Origin of the sequence: Bacillus sp. DX3.1 (genome assembly GCF_030292155.1) — a bacterium.
Classification (GTDB): domain Bacteria; phylum Bacillota; class Bacilli; order Bacillales; family Bacillaceae_G; genus Bacillus_A.
In genome coordinates this window covers 4,884,245-4,910,416 of record NZ_CP128153.1, presented here as the reverse complement: position 1 = coordinate 4,910,416, position 26,172 = coordinate 4,884,245, and the positions used below count along the sequence as shown (strand labels likewise).

Here is a 26,172-nt window from a genome sequence, read left to right as displayed (position 1 = left end):
GATTTTTCGACATATAAGCCGCGGTTATGAATAACAAAAGGTGACCTGCACTCGTTTTCTCTCTTTGTTTTCACTATGTCTGGGCAGGAAAAGGATCTGACCGCTTCTATGCATGGCCGGATGCTCTCTCCCACCTAAAAAGAAGGGTTTTATGTCGGTTTTTTAATTTGTATTTATATAAATATATCTGTTTTTCCAATGCTTTTGCTTTTCTAAGTTACTTGCTTGTGTGCCGTGTGGAAGGAGTTATGGAATGACTGTATTATGGATAAATCTTTCTGTAGTTTATATTTTATCTTTTTTTGCAAGATATTCTGCAAAGAGCATGAACAATGGGATCGTTCCAGTTCAACCAAATAAAATATTTAGTTTCTTGGCAATGGCATCTCTTGTTATTGTATCGGGACTTAGAAATAATATTGGTGATACTTATTTTTACATGTATTCCTATTCTCACAATGAATTCGATTGGAAAACTATCGATTTTACAGGGGATTTTGGATTCGATCTTTTACAGATGGTTCTTCAAAACTTCTCAAAAGATCCACAAATAATGGTGTTTATTGTTGCGTTAGTGACAAATGTATTAATTGTAATAACTCTTTATAAATACTCTCGGATGTTTGAAGTAGCTTTGTTTGTCTATATTACAGGTGGAATGTATTTGGTATCCATGAACGGAATCAGGCAATTTTTAGCAGCAGCTGTTATCTTTACAGCTACAAAATTTATTTTCAATGGAAATTGGAAAAAATATATTTTAATTGTACTTTTAGCAGCTACAATTCATAAGTCAGCGCTTGTCTTAATCCCGATTTACTTTTTGGTTAGGAGAGAGGCTTGGGCTTGGGGTACGTATATATTGCTTTTCTTCTCAGTCATTATAGTAATTGGATTTAACCAATTCTCAGAAAGTTTGTTCGCGGCATTAGAATCAACTCAGTATGGACACTACAAGGACTTTGCAGAGGGAGGAGCAAATGTATTACGTGTTGCAGTTAGTGCTGTGCCAATAATTATTGCATATTTTGGAAGAGAAAAATTAAGAGAAGTTTTTCCGAAAAGTGATTACATTGTAAACATGTCTTTAATTGGTTTAGTGTTCATGATTATTTCAACACAAAATTGGATATTTGCAAGATTCAGCATTTATTTCAGTTTATATCAATTAATTTTAATTTCATGGATTGTTGTATTATTTTGTAAAAAGGATAGGAAGTTCGTATATTATGGACTTTTATTATGTTATCTTATTTATTATTTTTACGAGAATGTAATAAGCTTAGGAATCATGTATACAAGTAAATATATATCTTTATAGATTTTTCAGTAACCCCTACTTTTAAGTATAAACTCAAACATATCGGAGAGGGTGTATCAATTGGAGCACGTGAGGAAAATTCCATCAATCATACACTATTGTTGGTTTGGTGGTGGAGAGAAACCCGAGATAGTACAAAAATGCATAGATAGCTGGAAGAAGAACCTCTCAGAATATGAAATTATTGAGTGGAATGAGAATAATTTTGACATAGAATGTAACTTATATGTCAAAGAAGCTTATGATTCGAAAAAATTTGCATTTGTAAGTGATTATGTAAGAGTATATGTTCTTTATAAGTTTGGAGGTATTTATTTAGATACCGATGTAGAAGTATTCAAATCTTTTGATGACATGCTCCATCATGATTCATTTTGGGGATTTGAACAAGAAAATTACATAGCGACAAGTACGATAGGATCGATTAAAGGAAATAAGTTAATTAAAATATTTTTGGATTCGTATGAAGGAAAAGGGTTCATCAAAGAGGACGGAAACCATGATGATTTAACCAATGTGGCTATTGTAACTAATATACTAAAAAATGAAGGATTGGAATTAAGTGGAGAATATCAAGAGATAAGTGGAATGGGAGCCTTTTATCCACAAACTTATTTTTCTCCATATGATTATATCAATTGTAGAAAGTTTATAACTGAAAATACGTATGCAATGCATCACTTTTACAAAAGCTGGTTGCCTCCTCAAGTAAGAATCAAGGGTAATATAAAATTAATCTTAGCGAAAATTATAGGCGGAAATAACATTGCTAGGCTAAGAAAATATGTGATAGGAAAAAAAGGTCTTAAGGAGAATACACATGATTAAGGTATTCAAGAAAATAGTTCAAACGATAGTTGCAGAAAGCCGTAATAGAGGACTGTACTTTACTATACTAATGAATATCTCACACTTAATAGCTGTATTAAGAGGCACTTTCTATAAGTTAATATACTTTCGTAATATAAAGTGCTCAGTCTTTTCTCTTCAAGCAAATAGCAAGATTGAGATCTTCAATAAGCGTTCAAAAGTCAATATTGGAAAGTTTGTATTTGTAAGAAAGAATGCTAGCATTAGAATGGACTTTGACGGAGTATTAGATATAGAAGAAAAAGTATTTATTAATGATAACTGTAATATCAACTGTGTAAATAGAATAGCGATTGGAAGAAGTACAAAGATAGGACCAAATGTGAGTATTAATGACCACGACCATAATTATAAAAACCCTACAGATAGCCATCTGGTAAAAGGTGAGGTAAAGATAGGGAAGAATGTTTGGATTGGTTCTAATGTAGTTATATTGAAGGATACTGTTATAGGCGATAATACCGTAATAGCCGCCGGAAGCGTTGTAAAAGGGCGTATTCCTTCTAATACGCTGTTTGTGAATAAAAGAGAGAATATGTGTATCGATCGCACTAGTTTAAGCAGCTAATGAAAAGTTTATTCCATATGAATTCACATACTGCGATTGTTTTCATTTACTTACATTAAAACAAAACATGGACGTGAGGAATCGTATGAAAAAAAATGTTTTAATCTCTATCTACGATATGGAAATTGGTGGAATAGAAAGAAGTTTAATTAATATGCTGGAAAGTTTCGACTATGATACATACAACGTAGATTTATTGATATTTAATCATACCGGAGATTTCATAAATCTAGTACCTAATAAAGTTAACGTATTGCCACAGATAGGTGGATATACCGTCTTTAGGAAGTCAATTATGCAATGCATACGTGAAGGATATTTTGGGGCAGTAATCACAAGAATAATAAGTAAGTATATGGCAGGGAGAATATCAAAAAAGAGACGTTTAAAAGAAGGTTCGGGATATATTCAGATGCAGTTTGTGTCAAAGTATGCAGCATATTTTTTGCCCAAACAGAAAAAGAAGTATGACTTTGCAATTAGTTACGCATGGCCACACGATGCTTTAGCTGATAATGTAAGTGCTGATAAGAAGATAGCTTGGATTCATACGGACTATAGCACACTAGAAATTGATAATAAAATTGATTTTGCTATGTGGAATAAGTTTGATTACATAGCATCTATATCAGATGAATGCACAAGGGCATTCTTGACTGTATATCCATCGCTAAAAGATAAAATTTTACAAATAGAAAACATTACTTCGCCCAAATTTATTCGGAAGATGGCTGAAGATAATGTAAGTTTTAATAAAAAAGGTAACGGCACTTTTAATATTTTATCGGTTGGAAGGTTGTCATATGCTAAAGGGTTTGATGTTGCTATAAAAGCTCTTAAAGCATTACATAATAAAGGGTTAAATAATATAAAATGGTATGTGATAGGATACGGATCAGATGAATCTATCCTTAAGGAACTGATAACGGAACAACAGTTAGAAGACAGTTTTATACTATTAGGCAAACAAACTAACCCATATCCGTATATGAAGTTATGTGATTTATACGTTCAGTCGTCCAGATATGAGGGAAAGGCAGTTACGGTTACGGAAGCTAAAATCCTTGAAAAGCCTATATTGATAACTAATTATCCTACTGCAGCCAGCCAATTAGATGATGGAATTGAGGGCGTTATATGTGATTCAAGTGTAGAGGGGTTAGTCGAAGGTATAGAAAACTTATATAGAGACGATGAGCTAAGGAAAACATTAATCAATAATTTGCGAGATAGAGATTACAGCAATAACGCTGAGTTGAATAAGCTATATAAAATTATCCCGCATTAACGGGCAGTAAGACTCCCACTGATTAAAGTTTCACTTTATAGGCGCCTAAACAATAAATACATCAAGTACAGGAGACAACAATAAAGGTGTATTTATGATTATAGCGTAAGAGATTGCTCGTAAAGGTGTGATTTAGGCATGAACCAAAAAGTAAGTGTAATAATACCAGTTTATAATGCAGGAAAATATATCACTCAGTGCATAGAGTCGCTTTTAAATCAGACACTCCAAGAGTGTGAGTTTATATTTATTAATGATGGTTCGACAGACAATAGCAGAGAAATCATTGATGGATATAAACAAGTAGATGATAGGATAACACTTATAAATCAAGAAAATCAAGGTGTAAGTATTGCAAGAAATATGGGCTTACATTTAGCTGCTGGAGAATATGTCGGATTTGTTGATGCTGATGATTGTATAGAAAGGGATATGTATGAAACGCTATATAACTCAGTAAAACAAAGTAATTGTGATGTAGTTATATCAAATTTTAAGGGCGAGACAGAAGGGCATAAGGTAATTACAAAATATCCATTCCCTATAGATATTGTTCTTGAAAAAGATTATATAGAGCAAGAGATATTACCTTATTTCCTTAAGGCAGATAATTTAAATACTGTTGTGAATAAGATCTATACAAATAATTTAATCAAAGAAAATAACGTTAAATTCCCAAGCGGGATTGCATTGGGGGAAGATGGAATGTTTAACGTTGAATTCTTTAGTATTGCAACTCGTATGAAATATATAGATTATGTAGGTTACCATTATCGGGAGGTAGCTGGTAGTGCTACTAGAAACATATCGGAAAAAGATTATTTTCAGAGAGCTGTAGAAATATATACTATGGAATTACCCCAAATATATACTGATAAGATTGATAGAGTAAGAATATGTGAATTAAAGTCAATAAAGTTTATTAATAGTGTAATGTCCTATATCCATATTTATTTTACACCATCTAAAGATGTAAGTTTCAGTAGGCGTTATAGATATGTGAAAAATATGATACGAAATAAATATGTTAGAGAAGCATTGCCTATATACTATAGTGCAATTTACAGCAAGCTAGGAAGATATGAGCAGTTTATAATAGATTCGATAAAGAGAAAATCAACTGTTGGACTGTATTGCGCTACTGCTTATAGTAGATTCAGAAATAAATAATAGTGAGGGAGTTTATTTAGTATGAAAATTATGATGTTTGCCCACGGTGGCAGTCTTAATAGGGGATGTGAGGCCATTGTTCGTTCTTCTACTAATATCATAAAAGAAAAGGTAGATGAAGCAAAGATATATTTGGCATCAAGTAAGCCGGAAACAGATAAGATTATAACACAGTTAGATGGAATATATGATGGTTCTAACAGTAGTATAGCGAAGTACTCATATGATTGGTGGATGGCTTTACTTAAAGTAAAACTGTTTAATGATGAATCATATGCAATAGCTAAAATGGAAGATAATATAATTAAACACATAAAGAATATGGATGTATGCTTATCTATAGGTGGAGATAATTATTGTTACGGAGAGCAGCCCGCATTGTATGAAATAAATAAAAGAGTAAAAGCACAAGGAAAGAAGTTAGTGTTATGGGGATGTTCTATAGGTGAAGAGGACATGTCAGAGAGAAAGTTAGAGGACTTAAAACAATTTGATTTAATATTAGCTCGTGAAACCCTTACCTATAGTATGTTGAAAAATAAGGGACTTAATAATGTTAAATTATGCGCGGATCCTGCATTTACTATGGAAAAAGAAGAATTGGAATTACCTAAAGGGTGGCAACAAGGGAATACAGTAGGTCTTAACTTTAGTCCACTTGTATGGAATAAAAATAAAGATTCCCAAGTTGCAGTAAAGGATTTAATTCACCATATATTAGATACTACCGATTCAACAATTGCTCTCACACCTCATGTTATACAGGATGGAAATGACGATTATGAAGTTCTGTATAAGTATTACGAAGAATTCAAAAATACAGGTAGAGTAATTATATTACCAAACAATTTAAATGCAACGCAATATAAGGGGTATATAGCTAGGATGCGATTCTTTATAGGGGCTAGAACACATGCAACGATAGCGGCTTATTCAAATTGTGTTCCAACTATGGTATTGGGATACAGTATAAAGTCGAAGGGAATAGCTAAAGACCTATTTGGAGAAGAGAAATTAGTTTTAAATATAGAAGAAATATCTAATAGTAATAAATTAAAAGCTAAATTCGATGAGATGGTAAGGGAAGAGGATCAGTTGAGAAGAAAACTAGAGCAATCCATACCTAATACAAAAAGAATGTCATATAAATCGGTAGAATATCTACAGGAATTAGCTAAGTAAATCGGGGTATATTATGAAAAAAAATTTATTATTTGTTATGCCTAGTCTGTCTGCTGGTGGTGGAGAAAAGAGTCTAGTAAACTTACTATCTCAAATAGATTATCAGTTATATAACGTAGATTTATTTTTGTTTAACCATGAAGGTATATTTATGGAATTTGTGCCAAAAGAGGTACAAATTCTACCTATACCAGAAACATATAAGACGTTTACCTTACCTTTGTTTAAATCGGTCAAAGAATTTTTATTAAAGGGAGAAATATCGCTAGCCTATAATAGGTGTATGTTCACTATGAAGAATAGAAAAATGACAAATACATCGATAAGGGAACAATACAACTGGAAATATATTGCTAAGTCTTTAAATGAAATAGGGAAACAGTATGATGCTACTATAGGATTCTTAGAAAAAACCGCTACATATTTTTGCGTAGATAAAGTGAAAGCACATAAAAAAATAGGATGGGTACACATTGACTATAATAAATTAGGGATGGATTCGAACTTTGATGCTTTGTACTTCAGAAAGCTAAACAACATAGTTACAGTATCGGAAGAGTGTGCTAATATCCTAAAAAACAGATTTCCTAATCAAAAAGATGAGGTAAGTGTTATTTATAATATCGTATCACCGACAATGATACATAAAATGGCTAACCAGGAAAATAAGGATGTTTATGTTAAGAAAGATAATGAAATTATTATACTTTCAGTAGGTAGGCTGCACTATCAAAAAGGCTTTGAAATGGCTATAGAATCCTGTAAGAAACTAATAGATAAAGGGTACAAAATAAAGTGGAATATTATAGGTGAGGGAGAAGAAAGAGAACAACTGACCAATTTGATAAAAGCAAATAAATTAGAAAACAATTTCAAATTGTTAGGATTAAAATCTAATCCTTACCCGTATATAAAACAAGCAGATATTTATGCACAAACATCTAAATTTGAAGGGAAATCTATAGCAATTGATGAGGCGAAAATATTGAATAAGCCTATACTTGTTACTGATTTTAGTACTGCGAAAGATCAAATCGACAATGAAATAAATGGATTAATTGTAGATATGAAACCAGAGGCTATTGCAGAAGGAATTGAGAGACTTATAAAAGATACAGAATTAAAGGGGAAATTAGTAAGTAACCTTTCGAAAGAGAAATTAGGAACGGAAGAAGAAATATATAAGTTATATGACATTCTATAATGGGTGAAGTTCATGAAAAAAAGTATATTATTTATAATGAATAATCTAAATTGTGGTGGGGCTGAAAAAGCCCTAATTTCTTTATTGGAAGTTCTAGATTATTCTAAATACAAAGTGGATTTATTTTTATTTAAGCATGAAGGAATATTTATAAATAAGTTACCAAAAGAAGTTACTGTATTACCGGAACCGATAAAATACAAATATTTTGATATGCCTATAAAAAGGTCTTTAACGGAATTAATGAAAAAAGGAGATTTTAAAACGGTATTTTCTAGAGGAATATTAGGGTATCTGGCTAAAACAGAAACGAATGGAGCTATAATTGAACAAAAAATATGGAAATACATGTCAAATTCGATAAACGAAATCAATAAGTTATATGACGTAGCTATCGGATTTCAAGAAAAAAATCCGATATATTTCTGTGTAGATAAGGTAAAAGCGAAAAAAAAGATTGGATGGATACACACGGATTACAATAAATTAGGGATTGATTATAGTAAAGAAAAATTTTATTTTGGGAAATTAGATCATATAGTTACTGTATCAGAAGAGTTAGTTAATATTTTAAAGGAGAATTTCCCGGAACATGGAAAGAAAATTGGATGTATACACAATATAGTTTCTTCAAGAATGATAAAGAAAATGTCATTAGAGAAAGTTGACTTTAAAGAAGAGAACGATAGAAGTATATCATTAATTTCTGTAGGAAGATTGGCTAAAGAAAAGGGATTAGATATTTCCTTAGAAGCATTCAATATACTTGTAAAAAAAGGGTACGATCTGAAATGGTATTTGATTGGAGAAGGCAACGTAAGAGAAGAACTTGAAAGAAGTATAAAGGAAGAAAAACTAGAAAAAAGAGTAAAATTATTAGGCATAAAAGAAAATCCATATCCATACATAAAGCAGGCAGACATATATATACAAACATCCAGATATGAAGGTAAATCTATTTCTATAGATGAGGCAAAAATACTGGCAAAACCAATATTAATTACTAATTTTGAAACAGCTAATAATCATATAAGGCATAATATCAATGGAGTAATTGCAGAGATGACTCCCAAGTCAGTGGCGGATCATCTTGAGCTATTAATAGAAGACGAAAAATTAAGAAGTAAGTTTATTGATAACCTCAAGAAAGAGGAATTGGGGACAGAGGATGAAGTCGATCATTTGTATAATTTAATAAATAGTGAAAAATATATAAATACAAATTAAAAAACCGATATAAAACCCTTCTTGTTAGGTAGGAGAGAGCATCCGGCCATGCATAGAAGCGGTCAAACCCTTTTCCTGCCCCATGCCAAGTGAAAACAAAAGATTATATTAATAAGCACAAATTAAATCTAAAGACAGCACATAGTTATGATAGAAGCTGGACAATAGGTGAGAATATTACACTAGATATGTGTACTAAAACGTTAGAAGAATTAGGTAGTACGGTTGGATATGTTAAATGAGTATTTAAATTATTTTTACGTTGAAAGGGAAATATAAAGATGATATTTCAAATTTTGGGCTGCATTTTAATTTTTATTATTTTAATGACTATTATCATAGATTTAGTACCTGTAATGAAAGATTGGGTACTGAGAATTCACATGGGGAGATATGAGGATAAGTCCCTATGGAATAAGACTATAACTAAAAAAGGGTCTAAGTGGTTACTGAACACACCAAAAATAAAAGTAACAGACAATACAAGATTAGTTGTAATAGACATGTTGAAAGGAAATTATACTAAAAGTACGATACAGCATTGGCAAGAAGCATCATTAATATTGGGTTTATCAGAGCACTTAAAACATAATGATGATAAGGAAATAAAATGTGAGATTGCAAAATTTTTGAATTCAAAATTTGATAGTAGTGGCCAATGGTTAGAAAAACCTAAGCATATAGACGGAGCTATACTTGCTTACGCTATCATGAAGTTGGATCATATTGATGTAAATCAATATAAAAAGGCATTAGATTATACATGGGAAATGATTAAAGATCATATAGGTGAGGACGGCACAGCAGAATATAGAAAGTTTATGAAAAGCTACAGATATGTAGATACTATAGGGTTTATATGCCCTTTTTTAGTTTGTTACGGTACTAGATATAACAAAGAGGATTGTATAGATTTAGCAGTGAAACAAATTAAAGAGTATGAGCAATATGGAATGTTAGATAAACATTCGCTACCATGTCACGTTTACAAGATAGAGAATAAGGTTCCCCTTGGATTATACGGATGGGGGAGAGGGCTTGGTTGGTTTGCTATAGGCCTTATAGATGCTTGGAATGAATTGCCGCAAGATAGTAAATATAAATTTGCGCTCGAAGAAAGTGTTAAAAGATTTGCGGAAGCTGCAATGAGCTTTCAACAAGATAATGGTAGTTGGAATTGGACTGTAACTAGAAGTGAGAGTAGATCTGACTCTTCCGCTACAGCTACGCTAGGATGGTTTATGTTAAATGCTTCAAAGATAAATGGAATTTCAAGTGAATGCATAGATAGTGTAGATAGGGCTATGAATTATTTAATGAAAGTTACAAGAAAAGACGGAGCAGTTGACTTTTCTCAAGGGGATACAAAGGATATAGGAGTATATTCCGTGTTATTTAATATCCTGCCGTTTACTCAAGGGTTCTGCATTAGATTAATCAATTCATATTTAAGTAGGAACTGAACCTTCATCCTCAATACTCATATTTGTATGAGTATTGATAAAGAATATAAATGATTTGAAAATTCAAATCATTTATATTTGGAGAAATGAGAAAGGCAGGAATCATATGTTAAACTCTTTAACGTCATTTAGGTTTATTGCTGCGCTAATGGTTTTCTTATTCCATATGGGTGTGTTTAGCCAGTATCAATTAGGTTCAGCGGGTGTTCAATTCTTTTTTGTTTTATCTGGTTTTATTTTAGCTTATAACTATCATTCTAAATTTACAGAACTAAATAAACACAGTATCAAAAAATTCTATAAAGCAAGATTTTCCAAAGTATATCCAGTTCATGTATTAACCTTTTTTCTTTCTGCACCATTAGTTATTTTATACTTTCATCCTAATAGTTTATATTTTATAAAACTTGCTTTTATGTCAATCATTAATTTGCTATTGGTACAAAGCTTTGTTCCTAGTCAGGGTACTTATTTCAATTTTAACGGCGTTTCGTGGACGTTATCAGTTGAAGTTTTCTTTTATTTTATGTTTCCTTTCCTGCTATGGGTATTTATGAAACTTAAGGTTAACAAGAACATCATTAAATCAGTATTGATATTTTTGGTAGTATGGATAGTTTTATTTCTATTGAATAAAAACTTGGATGGAGATAATCCATTTTTTATTTGGATATTACATATTTTTCCGGTTACTAGATTGTTCGAATTTTCAACAGGTATGCTTTTGGGATTGATTTATGTTGAAAAATCCGATAAAGCAAACTTTAACAAAAACATATTTACTGTTTTAGAACTACTATGTTTACTTTTATCCATTGCCTTATTATCGTATTCGATAAAATTAGATGTAGGAATTGTTCGCGGTGTTTATTTTGTTCCACTATGGTGTTTGTTAATTTTCACCTTTGCATTTCAATGTGGTATATTTTCAAAATTATTATCACAAAGGCTATTTGTTTACTTAGGTGAAATTAGTTTCTCATTTTATATGATTCACCAAATAGTGATACGATACTTGGATTTTTTGAAGTTAGAAAATACGTATAGTTTTGTGGTTTGTTTAATAGTTTCTTTATTGTTAAGTTCAGTAATTTATCAATTTTACGAAGAGCCGTTACGTAAGAAAATTCGTTTTGGTTTTCAAAAAAAACGTCAGAAGATACAAGTGTCTTCACCAAAAGAATTCCTTAAATAAGGGATTTTTGTAAAGGATTATTGCTAAATGTAGTCCTAGAAAACAAACATTTTCTTCTTCATAGCTTGAAAAAATTGATATCTAAAGATAACAAATAGAATAAAGTTTAATAGATTTAGTAAGTAAACGAGTGCAGGTCACCTTTTGTTATCCATAGCCGCGGCTATATGTCGAAAAATCAAAATGGATTTATATAAAAGATATATTTTCATTTGTAGAAGTTAAGTCTTGAAATAGGCAAACAATTAACTGAAATGATTAACGTGAATAGATGAAAAGAAAAAGTTAGGGTAAAAATGAGGGGATTAAATGAAAATAACAGTATTCACCCCAACGTATAACAGGGGCTATATTATAGAGAAACTATACAGATCATTACGAGAGCAAACATATAAGGATTTTGAATGGCTAGTCATTGATGATGGATCAAGTGATAATACAGAAGAATTATTCAAGATGTGGAAATTAGAAAAGAATTCATTTTCCATACGGTATTATAAAGTCGAAAACGGTGGGAAACATAGAGCAATTAATAAGGCTGTTGATTTAGCTGAAGGAGAAATGTTCTTTATAGTAGATTCTGATGATCATCTTACGGAAGATGCTTTAGAAAATATAGTAAGGTGGGAAAATGGTTTAGAAGATAAAAAACTATTTTGTGGTGTTTCTGGTAATAGAGGAGGGAGTGTTAAGGAGTTCTTAGGAACAACGTTTGAAGGTGAATATATTGATGCAACTTCACTTGAACGTAATACATACAATATAACGGGAGATAAGGCTGAAGCTTTTTATACCGATATACTAAGGAAATACAAGTTTCATGAGTTTGAAGGGGAAAAATTTATGACAGAGGCTACAGTATGGAATAAAATGGCCTATGATGGTTATAAAATAAGATGGTTTAATAAAACAACATATATATGTAATTATCTAGAGGATGGTTTAACCCAAAATATGAAAAGGATATTCGCCGGAAGTCCGAAAGGTACAGCATATTACATAAAGCAGCAAATTGAATTTTATAAGTGTGGTCCGAAAGGTAGATTATCATATTATAACTTATATTATGATTTTGTTAAGTCTAATCTAAATGTAAAGAAAGCTGCAGAATACTTGGGCATTCAACCAGTTACTTTAATGTCAGCTATCCTGTTGACTAAATGTAAAAAAATTATATCAAGAAGGTCTTAATATGAGGGTAAAAAATTCCATAATTAATATGTCTGCTGGGATCGGAAATCAAATCATTGTCACAGCTTTAAGCTTTATTTCACGAACTGTATTTATCAATACTCTAGGTATTGAATATCTAGGTATAAATGGATTTCTTACTAATATATTATCCATGCTTACTTTAGCTGAGGCAGGGATAGGCGCTAGTATAATGTACAGTCTTTATAAGCCGGTCGCAGAAAATGATCAAGAAAAGATCAACATACTTATGAGATTGTATCGGAAAGCATATATGGTAATCGCCTTGATTGTCTTGTTACTCGGATTGTCCTTTATGCCATTTCTTGGATATTTCATTAAAGATTCGAATGTCGAAAATATCCATTGGATTTATCTTATTTTTCTATTCAATACGGTTGCACCCTATTTGTACATGCATAAGAATTCATTTTTAAGTGTTTCGCAGAAGGGCTATATTGTAACAGGAATATATTCTATCTCTTCAATTGCATCTACTTGTCTCAAGATTGGAATACTTCATTTTACAAAAAATTATATTCTATACTTAGTTATCGATAGTGTAATAACAGTCACTACTAGCATTATTTTGGCAATTATAGTCAACAGGATGTACCCATTTTTAAAAGAGAAAGTTTCGGGCGTATTAGATGCTGAAACTAAAGAGAAAATTGTTAAGAATGTGAAAGCAATTATATTGCAAAACATAGGAAATTACTTAGTATTGGGTACTGATAACATTATTATATCTTCATTTATCAGCGTGGCGGCAGTCGGATTATATTCTAACTACAATATGTTAATAGATATTTGTAGAAACTTTACTTATCAAATCTTTAATAATACATATCATAGTGTAGGGAATTTAGTAGCAGAGGAAAGCATAGAGAAGGTTTATAGTGTGTATAAAGTCTATATGCTTTTGAATTTTTGGTTATACTCATTCTTCTCCATACTCTTATGTATTATAATAGAACCTTTTATCACTTTATGGATTGGTCCAGAGTATCTTATGAGTAAAAGTGTGTTGCTTGTATTAATAATTATTTTTTATGAAAGGGGTATGAGGAACTCCATAACGACTATAAAAACTACAGCGGGTGTTTTTCATGAGGATAGATATGCGCCTTTAGTTCAAGCTGCTGTCAATTTAGTTGTTTCTATTGTGTTAGTTAAATATATGGGGATAGTCGGTGTCTTTCTTGGTACCTTTGTAAGTGTGCTCGCTGTTCCTTTCTGGATTACTCCTTATTTAGTATACAGAAATGTATTTAATAAGCCTGTAATGGATTATTTCTTAAAATACTCTTACTATGCAGCTATAGGTATAGGGACATATTTTATTACAAACTTCGCGAGCAACTTCACGTTATCAAATAACTTCTTGGAGTTATTGTTAAAGGGAATCATTTGCATCGTAGTCCCGAATATAATTTATATATCCATTTTTCACAAAACAGTTGAATTTAAATACTTATTTGGGATTATTAAGGGAATTTCACAAAAGTTATTAAAAAAATTCAAGTTAAACAAGAGAACTTCTTATTAATTTTGATTAAGGTATTTAAAAGACTGACATAAAACTCTTTTTTTAGGTGGGAGAGAGCATCCGGCCATGCATAGAAGCGGTCAGATCCTTTTCCTGCCCAATGCCAAGTGAAAACAAAAAGAGAAAACGAGTGCAGGTCACCTTTTGTTATCCATAGCCGGGGCTTATATGTCGAAAAATCAAAATGGATTTATATAGAAAGAAAAAACCGCTATATTTTTATAAAAATATAGCGGTTTTATTATTGAATTTAGGCGCCTAGGACTTTTCAGGACACGAGGGAATGTATTTATAACATACTGAATGAACGAAATTCATAGAAGAATGTAAGCTACGAATTGCTTAAATTTTATCCCGCATTAACGGGCAGTAATACCCCCACCTCAAATTTCTGCAGAAAGCAAAGAAGTTAGGTGGGGGATAAACTGCCCGTAAAAGCCCGATTGGTTCAACTAATAATCAGTGGGGGATGAAGAAAACCCCCACTGATTAAAGTTTCACTTTATGCAAGAGTAAGGTTGAATTGGGAAAATTCCCTAAAGGTGGTTGGAAGGTTATAATTCCATTCTGTGGGAAGTGCCTCAAAAAATTTTCGATTGGAGTATAATTACTTATGAAAAGGCTTTTTGATTTGTTCGTTTCTTTATCATTATTAGTGTTACTTTTACTTCCTATTATTATAGTAGCTATTTTAGTTAGAGTTAAGTTGGGTTCCCCCATCATATTTAAGCAGCAACGTCCGGGATTACATGGTACGCCTTTTTTTCTTTACAAGTTTAGGTCTATGACTGATGAGAAAGACAGCGAGGGGAATATGCTGTCCGATGATGTAAGGCTTACTAAGTTTGGGGAATTACTTAGAAAATGTAGTTTGGATGAGTTGCCACAGTTGTTCAATGTTATAAAAGGGGATTTAAGTTTGGTAGGCCCGAGACCATTATTAATGGAATATTTGGGGCTATATACAGAAGAACAAGCCAAGCGGCATAATGTAAGACCAGGAATTACAGGCTGGGCTCAAGTGAATGGAAGAAACGCAATTTCATGGGAAGAAAAATTTGATTTTGATGTGTGGTATGTCAAAAATCGGACTTTTTGGCTTGATATGAAAATTTTGTTGTTAACGGCAAAGAAAGTATTTAAGTCGGAAGGAATTAATCAAGCTGGGCATGTGACCATTGAGAAATTTACTGGTACAAAGAACTTTTGAGGAGGTGAGATGAATGCGAATAATCATGATTGGGACAGGTGGTCATAGTAAGGTCATCCGCGATATTATCCTATCAAATGGAAATTGTGAAGTCATTGGACACCTAGATGATGTGTATGAACAATTAAAGGTTGAGGACGGCATTTATTTTGGCCCTATTTCTGCAGCTGTAAAGTTAATGAATGAACATGCAGATACGAAGTTCGTTATAGCTATAGGAAATAACAGAACTAGAAAATTAATTATGGAGCAGTTAGAGATTCCTAATCATCGTTATGTGACGCTTATACATAAGCAGGCTATTGTTAGTTTAAGTGCAAAGATTGGAGTTGGCACAGTTGTTATGCCAGGTGCAATCGTTAATGCAGATGTTGAAATTGGGAATCACGTTATTGTCAATACAGGAGCTATTGTTGAACATGATAATAAGGTAAAAGACTTTGTACATATTTCTCCTAATGCTGTTCTTACTGGATCTGTTACCTTAGGGACAGGAGTACATGTAGGGGCAGGAGTTAATGTAATTCCAAATATTACAATTGGGGATTGGGCTGTTATCGGTGCGGGAGCAACGGTAATCTGCGATATTGTAGCGAATTGTACAGCAGTGGGCATTCCAGCTAGAGTAACAAAAAAAGAATTATAGGAGAGTGTTTAAAGTGGTATATTCACAGGAAAAAACAAGAATCTATCTCTCCGCTCCACATATGAGCGGTAATGAACAAAAATATATAGGGGAAGCATTTGATATGAATTGGATTGCTCCACTTGGTCCGAATGTAGATGCGTTTGAAAGTGAACTTTCATCCCATGTGGGAGTTCGTGATGCGGCTGCAGTTAGTTCAGGAACCGCTGCTATTCATTTGGCACTTCGCTTGCTGGATGTAAAAGATGGGGATACAGTGTTTTGTTCGAGTCTTACTTTTGTAGCGAGTGCAAATCCAATTGTATATTTAGGGGCTACACCAGTATTCATTGATTCAGAACCTGAAACATGGAATATGTCACCACAAGCTTTAGAACGTGCATTGCGTGATGCAAACGAGAAGGGAATACTTCCGAAAGCAGTAATTGTTGTGAATCTATATGGACAAAGCGCTAAAATGGATGAAATTCTTTCGCTATGCAATAAGTACGATGTTCCAGTGATAGAGGATGCAGCGGAATCGCTCGGTTCTTTCTACAAAGGTAAAGCAAGCGGAACATTCGGGAAGTTTGGTGTTTATTCGTTTAATGGCAATAAAATCATTACAACTTCAGGTGGAGGCATGCTTGTTTCAAATGAAGTCGAAGCATTGAGAAAAGCAAGATTTTTAGCTACTCAGGCAAGAGACCCGGCTCCGCACTACCAACACAGTGAATTGGGATATAATTACCGTATGAGTAATATTTTGGCGGGAGTAGGCAGAGCGCAGCTACAAGTCTTACAAGACAGAGTACAGGCAAGAAGACGAATATTTGATAGATACTCCCAAGAATTATCTCATATTCCAGGTATAAAATTCATGCCTGAGTTAGAGAATACTTATTCAAACCGATGGCTTACAGCTCTTACTGTAGATGAAGAAAAAGCAGGGGTATCGATTCAGGAATTACTGAAACAATTGGAAAATGAAAATATTGAGGCGCGTCCTGTTTGGAAACCTCTTCATATGCAACCGCTATTTGAGGGGGTAACTTATTATCCTCATAGTGATTGCGAAGATGTTGCTAGCAAATTGTTTGAAACAGGCTTATGTCTTCCATCTGGATCAAGTATGACAGAGAAAGATCAGACAAGGGTTATTGCATGTATCAAAAATGTACTGAAAATAAGTGTTGGCATGTAAAGATAGGTGGGGGATGCAGAAAACTCCACTGATTAAAGTTTCACTTTATCATTTGTTCTTACAGTTACTTAAAAAGATGCATAAACATTCGTTTTTTTGAGTATATAGATACTTGACAACATAAAGGTGAAATGATAATCTGAGTTTGTATTCTGTATAAAGAAGATAAACATTTTATTGATATATTAAATTTACTAGTTTTTCATATAAAAAGTTAGATAGCAATATGTTTTATTCAAAGTAAGAAAATCGCACCTTTGTCCTTTTTTTAGAATATAAAAATCAAAATGCAAGGGTTTACAATAGGATAGATAGCCTGAACGTTTGAATGTTTCAACTATAAATGGATGTAAGGTTGTAAAATCGGGTTTTAAAATCTGTTATGCGGAAACACGGTAGTTTGAGAAAAGGTTTTATTGGTATATTAATAACATTTTTTGATATATCTGGTAATCGTCTTATCCATCGGGTTTTCCCTTACTTGTCTCGTAGTGGGAGGAAAGAAATGAGTGCAATAACCGGAATATATCATTTAAATGGGGAACCTATACCGTTTGAACATAGCGTGGGAATCATGAAAGCTTTATCTCGTTATCCAGCTGACAATACCGATATATGGCACAAGGGAAATATTTTTTTGGGCTCCCATGCACAATGGATAACATCCGAATCTATTAATGAACAATTACCTTACTATGATTATGAAACACAGTTGGCTATAACTGCTGATGCTATTATTGATAATCGCAATGAATTATTCGATAGATTACAAGTAGAACAGGCATACAGAAGAGAGATGCCTGACAGTAAGTTGATTTTACTAGCGTATCAAAAGTGGGGAGAAGATGTACCAAAGTATCTCATTGGTGATTTTGCCTTTATGATTTGGGATGAGAAAAAACAATTACTCTTTGGTGCACGTGATTTTTCAGGAAGTCGGACTTTGTACTTTTATCGTAATCAAAATCAATTTGCTTTTTGCACCAGCATACAACCATTGTTTTCTTTACCGTACGTCGGGAAGGATTTAAATGAGCAATGGTTAGCTGAATATTTAGCGATACCTAATATGCTTGATACAATAGATGCATTTTCAACAGTCCATAAAAATATAGAGCAAGTGCCGCCTTCTCATACGATCTCTGTAATCAATGGAAGGGTAATTCTTTCGAAATATGATACATTGTTTGTAGGGAAACGATTACAGCTTAAATCTAATCAAGAATATGAAGAGGCGTTTCGAGATGTATTTGAAAGTGCAGTCACATCAAGACTACGTACTCATCGCAATGTCGGTTCCCATTTAAGTGGAGGATTAGATTCGGGTGCAGTTGCTAGTTTTGCTGCCAGAGCTCTGCAAAAAGAGAATAAAAAATTATATACATACAGCTCTGTACCTGCAGAAGGCTTTGTTGATTGGACTCGTAGCCATACAGTTGCTGATGAGAAGCCGTTTATCCAATCTACAGTACAACATGTAGGAAATATTACAGATCATTACTTGAATTTCCCAGGGAAAAATTCATTTTCAGAAATTGATGATTGGCTTGATATTATGGAAATGCCGTATAAATTTTTTGAAAACTCTATTTGGGTGAAGGGGATTTATGAAAAAGCCCAGCAACAAGGGATTGGAGTACTCCTAAATGGGGCAAGAGGAAATTTCACGATTTCTTGGGGACCAGCTTTAGATTACTATGCGGTTCTATTAAAAAAGCTCGACTGGCTTCGTCTTTATCGTGAAATCAATTTATATGGTAAAAATGTTGGTGTGGAAAAATCAAGAATTTTGAAAGTTGTAGGGAAGAAAGCATTTCCGTTCATAAACCGTATGATTTCTTCACAACAGCAATATGAACTGCCAATGTTGATCAATCCAGAACTTGCGAAGCGTACAGATGTATTTAACAAACTTGAAGAACATGGCATCAAAAAAACGGGGGCTTCTGTACCTAGTATATATGAAATTAGGCAGAAACATTTTGAACAGTTAAATTTATGGAATACGACCGGTACAAGTGGAACAAAACTGTCCTTGCGCTATGGTTTGCAGGGGCATGATCCGACGAACGACTTACGAGTAATTCGATTTTGTTTATCTGTCCCGCTCGATCAATTCGTTCAAAATGGTTTAAACCGAGCACTTATCCGAAGAGCGACAAAAGGTTTTCTTCCTGACAAGGTAAGGCTGAATCAGCGCCGGGGTATACAAAGTGCTGATGTGATTCACCGCATGGTTCCCTCTTGGGAAATATTTATCGGAGAACTTCAGCAGCTTAGTGCGGACCCTGTGGCCTCTGAGTTTTTCAATATAGAAGTTATTAAGAACGCAATTTTGAAGATGCAAGGAAAACCACAACCGGAATATGCATTCGATCCAGATTTTAGAATTTTAATGCGTAGTCTTATCGTGTATCGATTCATCAAGAAATTTATTTGAAAGGAGGTGATACTATGAAAAAGGAATGGCAATCACCAGTATTAGAAGTACTTGATATCAACATGACAATGGCTGGACCAGGACTTTCCCAAGTCGACCAAATTTTTGAAGATGAAGATGAGCAAGGCGCACTTCACCACAGCTAATGCACTAATATTTAAATGAGATTTATATGCTTTACAGCCCTTATATAGTTTAAAAACGGTATAAGGGTTTTTTTTAATCAATTTTTCAACTATTTGGAGTGAGAAAGATGATACATACTGTAAAGAAAGAGATTTACAAAGCCTTCGGATTAACCCTATTAAGTGAGATTCCTCTACCGGAATTGCCTCAAGTAAGCAATTATGAAAATGAAGTAGACGTAAGGATCGAAACTGCAGACTTGTCCAAGTTATGGAGTGAGTTGTCCTCCAAAAAGTCAGTATTCGTAGTCGAAGAAGAATTAATTATGTTCCAAATCCCCGAAACTGCTACGTTTTGTATCCGAAATGGAGAAAAAATTATTGTTTCACCTATGGAAGGGTCTGACCAAGATAAGATTCGACTTTATATTCTTGGGACTTGTATGGGTGCATTATTGATGCAGAGAAAAATACTTCCCCTGCATGGAAGTGTAATAGCCATCAATGGAAAGGCATATGCTTTTGTAGGAAGATCGGGAGCTGGGAAGTCAACCCTTGCATCGGCTCTGCTAAGAAAAGGATATCAACTTTTAAGCGATGATGTAATCGCTGTATCTCTTTCTGAGGATAATATTCCTTTTGTTACACCATCTTACCCGCAACAAAAGCTATGGAAAGAGAGTCTTGATCAGTTTGGAATGGAAACAACGCATTATCAGCCTTTATTTGAAAGAGAAACTAAATATGCTGTACCAGTTTCATCTAAATTTCTTAATGAATCGTTACCATTGGCAGGTATATTTGAGTTAGTGAAAGTAGAAAATGAGGATGTCGAAATCCACCAGATTGAAGGATTAGAAAGACTGCGTACATTGCTTCGTCATACATATCGGAACTCATTAATCCCGCGGTTAGGAATGATGGACTGGCATTTTATGCAATCTACAAGTATCGTAAACAAGGTAGATATGTTTCAATTGAGGCGCCCTATTTCAAAATTTACGGTGCATGATTTAGTATCCACAATTCTAGAGTCTTTAAAAGAGGAGGAAAAAAATGATGAGTAAACAAGAAATTTCATTAAACAGTTTTATCGTACAGGGACAAGAAAATGTAGTGAGCGATATGGATGGAGAGAAAGTGATGATGAGCATCCATAATGGAAAATACTACAATTTAGGAGGACTAGGCGGTGAAATTTGGGATTTAATTAATGAATTAATATCAGTTGATCAACTAGTTAATATATTAATGTCCCGATATGCGATTGAAGAAGCAGAGTGTAAGAAACAAGTACTCTCTTTCCTAAACCATTTGTATTCAGAAGGATTAATCTTGATCAATGAGAAAGGTTGATTTGTATATAAATACAAATTAAAAAACCGACATAAACCCTTCTTTTTAGGTGGGAGAGAGCATCCGGCCATGCATAGAAGCGGTCAGATCCTTTTTCTGCCCCATGCGAAGTGAAAACAAAGAGAGAAAATGAGTGCAGGTCACCTTTGTTATCCATAGCCGCGGTTATATGTCGAAAAATCAAAATGGATATATATAGCTGAATGTTCCAGATTTAATAGATTAGGAGTAGGATCGATGAATATCATAAATAAAGCAAAAGCTTTCTTGTCGTTCGATACGGGAACAAAGGTGTTACTTGTAGAAGCTTTCTTTTATTTAGGTTGGGCTCGTATTCTGAAAAGTATACCGTTTTCTAAAGCTGCTCCTATATTGGGAATTCATATGGCAGAAACATCTTTAAACTATGATGAATCGGACAAGATTATGTTAAGGAAAATTTCTCAAGCAGTGCATATGATGAGTCGTTATACATTTTGGGAAAGCCAGTGTCTCGTTAAAGCTATTGCTGCAATGAAAATGCTGGAGAAGCGTCATATTGAAAGTACGCTTTATTTAGGAACCGCGAGAGATGAGACAGGAAACATGATTGCCCATGCGTGGTTGCGCAGCGGGCCCTTTTATATTACTGGCGCAGAAGAAATGAAGAGATTCACTGTTGTTGGTAAATTTGCAAGAAGAATAGGGTAAGAATATCTTGAAGGAGAATGAGATGGATACCGGTTGTAATCTTGATTTGAGCCATTTACCTAAAGAATTGAAATTGTTACTTGAAATTATAAAGAAAGAAGATAAAGAGATACAAACAATCCAAAAAGATTGGTTTATCGATATTGATTGGAACAAATTTGTGAAACTGGCGCTGCATCATCGCATGTACCCCCTTATTTATACAAAAATGAAGGACATTGATAAACAGCTAGTTCCTTCACATGTCGTACAAGCGTTAAGTGCATACTCCAAAAGGAATACATTCCACATGCTTCATTTGAGTGGAGAAATGGGAAAGGTAAGTAAATTATTTGCTGAAAACCAGCTCCGTCTCCTATTTTTGAAGGGACCTATTCTTGGTGTAGATTTATATGGAGATATTTCCCTTCGAACATCAGGAGACCTGGATGTTCTTGTCTCTATGGATGATCTTGGAAAAGTGAACGAGTTACTTGTGAAGAATGGTTATGTCAAAGAGGATGATTTTCCGACGGTTATGAATGAATGGAAGTGGAGACGCCACCATACAACTTACATGCATCCGATGAGTAAAGTGAAATTGGAGATTCATTGGCGACTACACCCAGGCCCGGGAAAGGAACCGCGCTTCGATGAGTTATGGAAACGAAAAAGAACTAGCCCTATCACAAATTATCCTGTCTATTTTCTAGGTAGAGAGGATTTGTTTATGTTTCTTGTTTGTCATGGTACTAGACATGGGTGGTCTAGACTTCGATGGTTAACAGACATTGATCGTATTGTAAGGCAAGAGATGGATTGGAAAGAACTTAATTTCTTGTTGAAAAAATATCAATGTAATCATTTGGTAGGTCAGGCACTTGTTTTATCTTCCCAGCTGCTCAATACTCCGGCAACAGAAGAGGCAAAAGTATTCATGTCAGGGGAACGATTCACGCAATTAGCGCAAATTGCGATATATTACTTGGAAAATATGATTAATCTGCATACAGATCCAGTTCCAGAAGAAGTTTCAAAATATCATGAACGGTATTTATATTCGTTAAAGACAAACTCTCAAAAGTTACTGTTTCATCTTAGCTGGTTGTATCCTTATCCTCAGGATGTGGAAACTTTACCATTGCCAAAACAATTGCATGTGTTATATTTCCCTTTACGACCTATTTTATGGATGTGGAGGAAAATGACGGGTCATAAGGAGATGTGAAGATGAGAAATATTTTATATTTTATCAAGCAGTTATACTCTTTTACTGGAAACATTCTCATTGTTAATCTCTTGGGAATGGTATCGGTCAGTCTTGTAGAAGGAATCGGCATTTTACTATTAATCCCTATGATCAGTATTAGCGGAATTGCAAAGATGAATGAAGCAGCAAGCCCGCTTTCAGGAGCATTAGGATTTCTAAGTGATCTTCCAACAAATTTAGGATTACCACTTGTATTAGGAATATATATCGTACTGGTTGTGGGGCAAGCGATTTTGCAAAGAAACATTACGATTCGCAATGCGAAAATTCATATACGTTTTATTAACCATTTGAGAATGGAAACTTACCGTGAGCTGTTGCAAGCCAATTGGAGTTTTTTTGTGAGAAAGAGGAAATCTGATCTGATTAACTCTTTGACAACAGAATTGGGCCGTGTCAGCGCAGGTACGAACTTGTTTTTACAATTGCTTACTTCATTGGTTTTTACATTTATACAGATTGGTTTCGCTTTTTGGTTATCGGCAGATATAACAATCTTTGTGTTATGTTGTGGTGTTGTGCTTGCCTTTTTTTCCCGAAGATTTATTAAAAAATCGAAACGGTTAGGTGGTCGGACCTCAAAGAATGCAAAATCTTATCTTGCAGGTATAACGGATCATTTTAATGGGATTAAAGATATAAAGAGCAATCTCCTAGAACAATCCCGTATTATGTGGCTACGTAATTGGATAGAAGATGTGGAACGTGAGCAGTTTGCATATACTACGGTGAGAAATAATTCCCAGCTTTTTTATAAGATTGCATCAGCGGTTTGCATTGCTTTTCTTATTTTGTTATCGGTTAAGCTGTTTCAGACGCAAACTGAGCAATTATTATTAATTATTCTTATATTTTCTCGATTGTGGCCGCGATTTTCAGGCATACAAGCAAACCTGGAACAAATTGCATCGAATCTTTCTGCGTTTAAAGATATGCTGGAATTACAAGAAGAGTGTAGGAAAAGTATGGAATTAAAAGATGTAGAGCAGAATTATAATTGTGTGAATCCAATTCAGATAGAACAATCAATTGAGTGCCGAAATATCTCTTTTCGTTACAATAAACAGGATTCTGTATACTCCCTGAAAAATATCAATTTGTGCATTCCATCCAACTGTATGACAGCTATCTCAGGGCGTTCCGGCGCTGGGAAGAGTACATTAATCGATATTGTAATGGGACTTATGCAACCAGAGAGCGGACAGTTATTAATAGATAATAAACCTTTAACAAGTAAGGACCTATTATCATTGAGGAAATCCATTAGCTATGTTCCTCAAGATCCATTTTTATTTAATGCTAGTATAAGAGACAATTTGAGAATGGTTGAGCCAAATGCAAGCGAAGAGCAAATTTGGGAAGCATTGGATTTTTCTGCTTCTGCTGAGTTTGTTAGCAAGCTTCCGCAAGGATTGGATACACTTATCGGCGATAGGGGAGTCAGACTTTCAGGAGGAGAACGGCAACGGCTTGTTTTAGCTAGAGCGATACTTCGAAAGCCGTCCATTTTAGTATTGGATGAGGCGACCAGTGCACTAGATGCTGAAAATGAAACGAAAATTCAAGAGGCATTGGAAAGACTGAAAGGAAGCATGACAATTATTGTCATTGCACACAGATTATCTACTATACGTAAAGCCGATCAGGTAATTGTAATGGACCAGGGGCAAATCATTCAGAATGGCAGTTTTGCTCAACTGGCGACAGATAAAAACGGTTTGTTCAGCAGTTTATTGGGAAAACAAGCCGAGGTAAGCCTTTGAGTATTGGCATCTATGGTTTTGACTGATAAAGGCGGGAAATGCACTGCTTTTATCCCGCATTAACGGGCAGTAATACCTCATCTCAAGATTTAAAAAATGTAGAAGAGGTGGATAACTGCCGTCTCAAACGCCAAGTACGTCCAGGTGATCAGCTTCGTTTAGAAGTTAAAATGACACGCATACGTGGACCGATTGGAAAAGGATAGCTATAATTTAGCAAAAATGATGACAGGTTCCTTAAAAGGTAACGGTCGTCTTTTTGTATGGAGGATTCGTAATTTTATATAAATACAAATTAAAAAACCGACATAAACCCCTTCTTTTTAGGTGGGAGAGAGCATCCGGCCGTGCATAGAAGCGGTCAGATCCTTTTCCTGCCCCATGCGAAGTGAAAACAAAGAGAGAAACCGAGTGCGGGTTACCTTTTGTTATCCATAGCCGCGGCTATATGTCGAAAAATCAAAATGGATTTATATAGGTTTGGGGTGTTTTCTCACGTGGAAGAAAGCAGTGTGAAAAGTAGTAGTTTAACAGCAACGAAGAAAGTCAGGGGGCAGAAAATTGGTTTTTAAGAAGAAAGCATTTCGTGGGCGTCGGCAGCTTATTGCATATGAAAAGCCGAAATCAGCTGTTTCAGAGCAGTACCGAAATATACGAACAAACATTGAATTTGCATCTGTTGATAAGAAGATTCGTTCGTTTCTTGTAACATCAGCAAATTCGAAGGAAGGAAAAACAACAACAGTTGCTAATATTGCGATTGTCTTTGCGCAACAAGGAAAAAAGGTGTTACTGATCGATGCGGATTTACGTAAGCCAGTCTTGCATCAAATGCTGCAAATCGATAATCTTTTCGGTCTAGCGGACGTATTAACACGTAGTAAAAAACTGGAGATGTGCGTAGAAAAGACAAGCGTTGGTAACTTAGACTTTTTACCATGTGGATCAATCCCACCAAACCCAGCAGAATTGCTTGGAGCAAGCTCAATGGAAGGATTACTTTCAGAGGCATATGGCATGTATGATCTGGTTATTTTTGATACTCCCCCACTTTTACCGGTTACGGACGCGCAAATTTTAGCGAATCAATGTGATGCTTCTATACTTGTTGTACGTAGTGAAGAAACAGAAAAAGGTACAGCGTTGAAGGCAAAACAGATATTAGATGGTGCAAAGGGTAAATTACTTGGCGTCATTTTAAATGATAAAGAACAAGCCGAATCAGGGTATTACTATTACGGTTCGAACTAAATAGATAAATACAAATTAAAAAACCGACATA

At 34.2% G+C, this 26,172-nt stretch carries 23 protein-coding genes and 1 pseudogene; all 24 read left to right on the top strand.

Annotated features, from left to right (window positions below):
• Nucleotides 1–253 precede the first annotated feature (253 nt).
• The 24 genes and pseudogenes from QRE67_RS24680 (at nt 254) to QRE67_RS24565 (ending at nt 26,141) form a co-directional block, all read left to right on the top strand.
• Complete coding sequence (locus QRE67_RS24680; RefSeq protein WP_286122782.1) at nt 254–1,321, top strand: EpsG family protein; 1,068 nt, start codon at nt 254–256, stop codon at nt 1,319–1,321.
• Nucleotides 1,322–1,360: 39 nt separating this feature from the next.
• A complete protein-coding gene (locus tag QRE67_RS24675; protein WP_286125372.1) occupies nt 1,361–2,149 on the top strand; it encodes a glycosyltransferase family 32 protein in 789 nt (262 codons plus the stop codon).
• Nucleotides 2,142–2,759, top strand: coding sequence for an acyltransferase (locus tag QRE67_RS24670; RefSeq protein ID WP_286122781.1), 618 nt, complete (start codon nt 2,142–2,144; stop codon nt 2,757–2,759). The genes QRE67_RS24675 and QRE67_RS24670 overlap by 8 nt, the downstream gene beginning before the upstream one ends.
• An 85-nt stretch (nt 2,760–2,844) precedes the next feature.
• Nucleotides 2,845–4,047 (top strand): glycosyltransferase, encoded by a 1,203-nt coding sequence (locus QRE67_RS24665; RefSeq protein ID WP_286122780.1) that lies wholly within the window; start codon nt 2,845–2,847, stop codon nt 4,045–4,047.
• A gap of 138 nt (nt 4,048–4,185) precedes the next feature.
• Nucleotides 4,186–5,217 (top strand): glycosyltransferase, encoded by a 1,032-nt coding sequence (locus tag QRE67_RS24660; RefSeq protein WP_286122779.1) that lies wholly within the window; start codon nt 4,186–4,188, stop codon nt 5,215–5,217.
• A gap of 21 nt (nt 5,218–5,238) precedes the next feature.
• A complete protein-coding gene (locus QRE67_RS24655) occupies nt 5,239–6,399 on the top strand; it encodes a polysaccharide pyruvyl transferase family protein (protein ID WP_286122778.1) in 1,161 nt (386 codons plus the stop codon).
• A gap of 13 nt (nt 6,400–6,412) precedes the next feature.
• Entirely contained in the window at nt 6,413–7,603 is a 1,191-nt protein-coding gene (locus QRE67_RS24650; protein WP_286122777.1) for a glycosyltransferase, read from the top strand.
• 12 nt (nt 7,604–7,615) lie between these two features.
• Nucleotides 7,616–8,830, top strand: a complete 1,215-nt coding sequence (locus QRE67_RS24645) for a glycosyltransferase (RefSeq protein WP_286122776.1) — start codon at nt 7,616–7,618, stop codon at nt 8,828–8,830.
• Nucleotides 8,831–9,111: 281 nt separating this feature from the next.
• Nucleotides 9,112–10,293 (top strand): glycoside hydrolase family 88 protein, encoded by a 1,182-nt coding sequence (locus QRE67_RS24640; RefSeq protein ID WP_286122775.1) that lies wholly within the window; start codon nt 9,112–9,114, stop codon nt 10,291–10,293.
• A 106-nt stretch (nt 10,294–10,399) separates the two neighbouring features.
• Nucleotides 10,400–11,488, top strand: coding sequence for an acyltransferase family protein (locus tag QRE67_RS24635; RefSeq protein WP_286122774.1), 1,089 nt, complete (start codon nt 10,400–10,402; stop codon nt 11,486–11,488).
• 309 nt (nt 11,489–11,797) lie between these two features.
• A complete protein-coding gene (locus tag QRE67_RS24630) occupies nt 11,798–12,679 on the top strand; it encodes a glycosyltransferase family 2 protein (protein ID WP_286122773.1) in 882 nt (293 codons plus the stop codon).
• A 1-nt stretch (nt 12,680) separates the two neighbouring features.
• Nucleotides 12,681–14,228, top strand: a complete 1,548-nt coding sequence (locus tag QRE67_RS24625) for a lipopolysaccharide biosynthesis protein (RefSeq protein ID WP_286122772.1) — start codon at nt 12,681–12,683, stop codon at nt 14,226–14,228.
• Nucleotides 14,229–14,841: 613 nt separating this feature from the next.
• Nucleotides 14,842–15,438 carry a sugar transferase gene (locus QRE67_RS24620; protein WP_286122771.1) on the top strand — a complete coding sequence of 199 codons (597 nt, stop codon included), beginning with the start codon at nt 14,842–14,844 and terminating at the stop codon, nt 15,436–15,438.
• A 13-nt stretch (nt 15,439–15,451) separates the two neighbouring features.
• Entirely contained in the window at nt 15,452–16,084 is a 633-nt protein-coding gene (locus QRE67_RS24615) for an acetyltransferase (RefSeq protein WP_286122770.1), read from the top strand.
• Nucleotides 16,085–16,097: 13 nt separating this feature from the next.
• Nucleotides 16,098–17,267 carry an aminotransferase class I/II-fold pyridoxal phosphate-dependent enzyme gene (locus QRE67_RS24610; protein WP_286122769.1) on the top strand — a complete coding sequence of 390 codons (1,170 nt, stop codon included), beginning with the start codon at nt 16,098–16,100 and terminating at the stop codon, nt 17,265–17,267.
• Between the two features lie 505 nt (nt 17,268–17,772).
• The gene (locus QRE67_RS24605; protein ID WP_286122768.1) at nt 17,773–19,707 is read left to right on the top strand and encodes an asparagine synthase-related protein; all 1,935 of its coding nucleotides are present in this window, start codon (nt 17,773–17,775) and stop codon (nt 19,705–19,707) included.
• 14 nt (nt 19,708–19,721) lie between these two features.
• Nucleotides 19,722–19,853, top strand: coding sequence for a paeninodin family lasso peptide (locus QRE67_RS24600; RefSeq protein ID WP_286122767.1), 132 nt, complete (start codon nt 19,722–19,724; stop codon nt 19,851–19,853).
• Between the two features lie 107 nt (nt 19,854–19,960).
• A complete protein-coding gene (locus QRE67_RS24595; protein ID WP_286122766.1) occupies nt 19,961–20,899 on the top strand; it encodes an aldolase in 939 nt (312 codons plus the stop codon).
• Nucleotides 20,889–21,188 (top strand): lasso peptide biosynthesis PqqD family chaperone, encoded by a 300-nt coding sequence (locus QRE67_RS24590; protein ID WP_286122765.1) that lies wholly within the window; start codon nt 20,889–20,891, stop codon nt 21,186–21,188. Before QRE67_RS24595 ends, QRE67_RS24590 begins: the two co-directional genes overlap by 11 nt.
• 237 nt (nt 21,189–21,425) lie before the next feature.
• Entirely contained in the window at nt 21,426–21,878 is a 453-nt protein-coding gene (locus QRE67_RS24585) for a lasso peptide biosynthesis B2 protein (protein WP_286122764.1), read from the top strand.
• A 22-nt stretch (nt 21,879–21,900) separates the two neighbouring features.
• Entirely contained in the window at nt 21,901–23,085 is a 1,185-nt protein-coding gene (locus QRE67_RS24580) for a nucleotidyltransferase domain-containing protein (protein ID WP_286122763.1), read from the top strand.
• A gap of 2 nt (nt 23,086–23,087) precedes the next feature.
• Nucleotides 23,088–24,890 carry an ABC transporter ATP-binding protein gene (locus QRE67_RS24575; protein ID WP_286122762.1) on the top strand — a complete coding sequence of 601 codons (1,803 nt, stop codon included), beginning with the start codon at nt 23,088–23,090 and terminating at the stop codon, nt 24,888–24,890.
• Between the two features lie 107 nt (nt 24,891–24,997).
• Nucleotides 24,998–25,093, top strand: a pseudogene (locus QRE67_RS28725) (3-hydroxyacyl-ACP dehydratase FabZ); the annotation flags it as partial.
• 358 nt (nt 25,094–25,451) lie between these two features.
• Complete coding sequence (locus QRE67_RS24565; RefSeq protein ID WP_286122761.1) at nt 25,452–26,141, top strand: CpsD/CapB family tyrosine-protein kinase; 690 nt, start codon at nt 25,452–25,454, stop codon at nt 26,139–26,141.
• Nucleotides 26,142–26,172 lie beyond the last annotated feature (31 nt).

Coding starts and splice junctions, on each gene's coding strand:
- QRE67_RS24680 (WP_286122782.1), top strand. CDS start 254: ATGACTGTATTATGGATAAATCTTTCTGTAGTTTATATTTTATCTTTT.
- QRE67_RS24670 (WP_286122781.1), top strand. CDS start 2,142: ATGATTAAGGTATTCAAGAAAATAGTTCAAACGATAGTTGCAGAAAGC.
- QRE67_RS24665 (WP_286122780.1), top strand. CDS start 2,845: ATGAAAAAAAATGTTTTAATCTCTATCTACGATATGGAAATTGGTGGA.
- QRE67_RS24660 (WP_286122779.1), top strand. CDS start 4,186: ATGAACCAAAAAGTAAGTGTAATAATACCAGTTTATAATGCAGGAAAA.
- QRE67_RS24655 (WP_286122778.1), top strand. CDS start 5,239: ATGAAAATTATGATGTTTGCCCACGGTGGCAGTCTTAATAGGGGATGT.
- QRE67_RS24650 (WP_286122777.1), top strand. CDS start 6,413: ATGAAAAAAAATTTATTATTTGTTATGCCTAGTCTGTCTGCTGGTGGT.
- QRE67_RS24645 (WP_286122776.1), top strand. CDS start 7,616: ATGAAAAAAAGTATATTATTTATAATGAATAATCTAAATTGTGGTGGG.
- QRE67_RS24640 (WP_286122775.1), top strand. CDS start 9,112: ATGATATTTCAAATTTTGGGCTGCATTTTAATTTTTATTATTTTAATG.
- QRE67_RS24635 (WP_286122774.1), top strand. CDS start 10,400: ATGTTAAACTCTTTAACGTCATTTAGGTTTATTGCTGCGCTAATGGTT.
- QRE67_RS24630 (WP_286122773.1), top strand. CDS start 11,798: ATGAAAATAACAGTATTCACCCCAACGTATAACAGGGGCTATATTATA.
- QRE67_RS24625 (WP_286122772.1), top strand. CDS start 12,681: ATGAGGGTAAAAAATTCCATAATTAATATGTCTGCTGGGATCGGAAAT.
- QRE67_RS24620 (WP_286122771.1), top strand. CDS start 14,842: ATGAAAAGGCTTTTTGATTTGTTCGTTTCTTTATCATTATTAGTGTTA.
- QRE67_RS24615 (WP_286122770.1), top strand. CDS start 15,452: ATGCGAATAATCATGATTGGGACAGGTGGTCATAGTAAGGTCATCCGC.
- QRE67_RS24605 (WP_286122768.1), top strand. CDS start 17,773: ATGAGTGCAATAACCGGAATATATCATTTAAATGGGGAACCTATACCG.
- QRE67_RS24600 (WP_286122767.1), top strand. CDS start 19,722: ATGAAAAAGGAATGGCAATCACCAGTATTAGAAGTACTTGATATCAAC.
- QRE67_RS24595 (WP_286122766.1), top strand. CDS start 19,961: ATGATACATACTGTAAAGAAAGAGATTTACAAAGCCTTCGGATTAACC.
- QRE67_RS24590 (WP_286122765.1), top strand. CDS start 20,889: ATGATGAGTAAACAAGAAATTTCATTAAACAGTTTTATCGTACAGGGA.
- QRE67_RS24585 (WP_286122764.1), top strand. CDS start 21,426: ATGAATATCATAAATAAAGCAAAAGCTTTCTTGTCGTTCGATACGGGA.
- QRE67_RS24580 (WP_286122763.1), top strand. CDS start 21,901: ATGGATACCGGTTGTAATCTTGATTTGAGCCATTTACCTAAAGAATTG.
- QRE67_RS24575 (WP_286122762.1), top strand. CDS start 23,088: ATGAGAAATATTTTATATTTTATCAAGCAGTTATACTCTTTTACTGGA.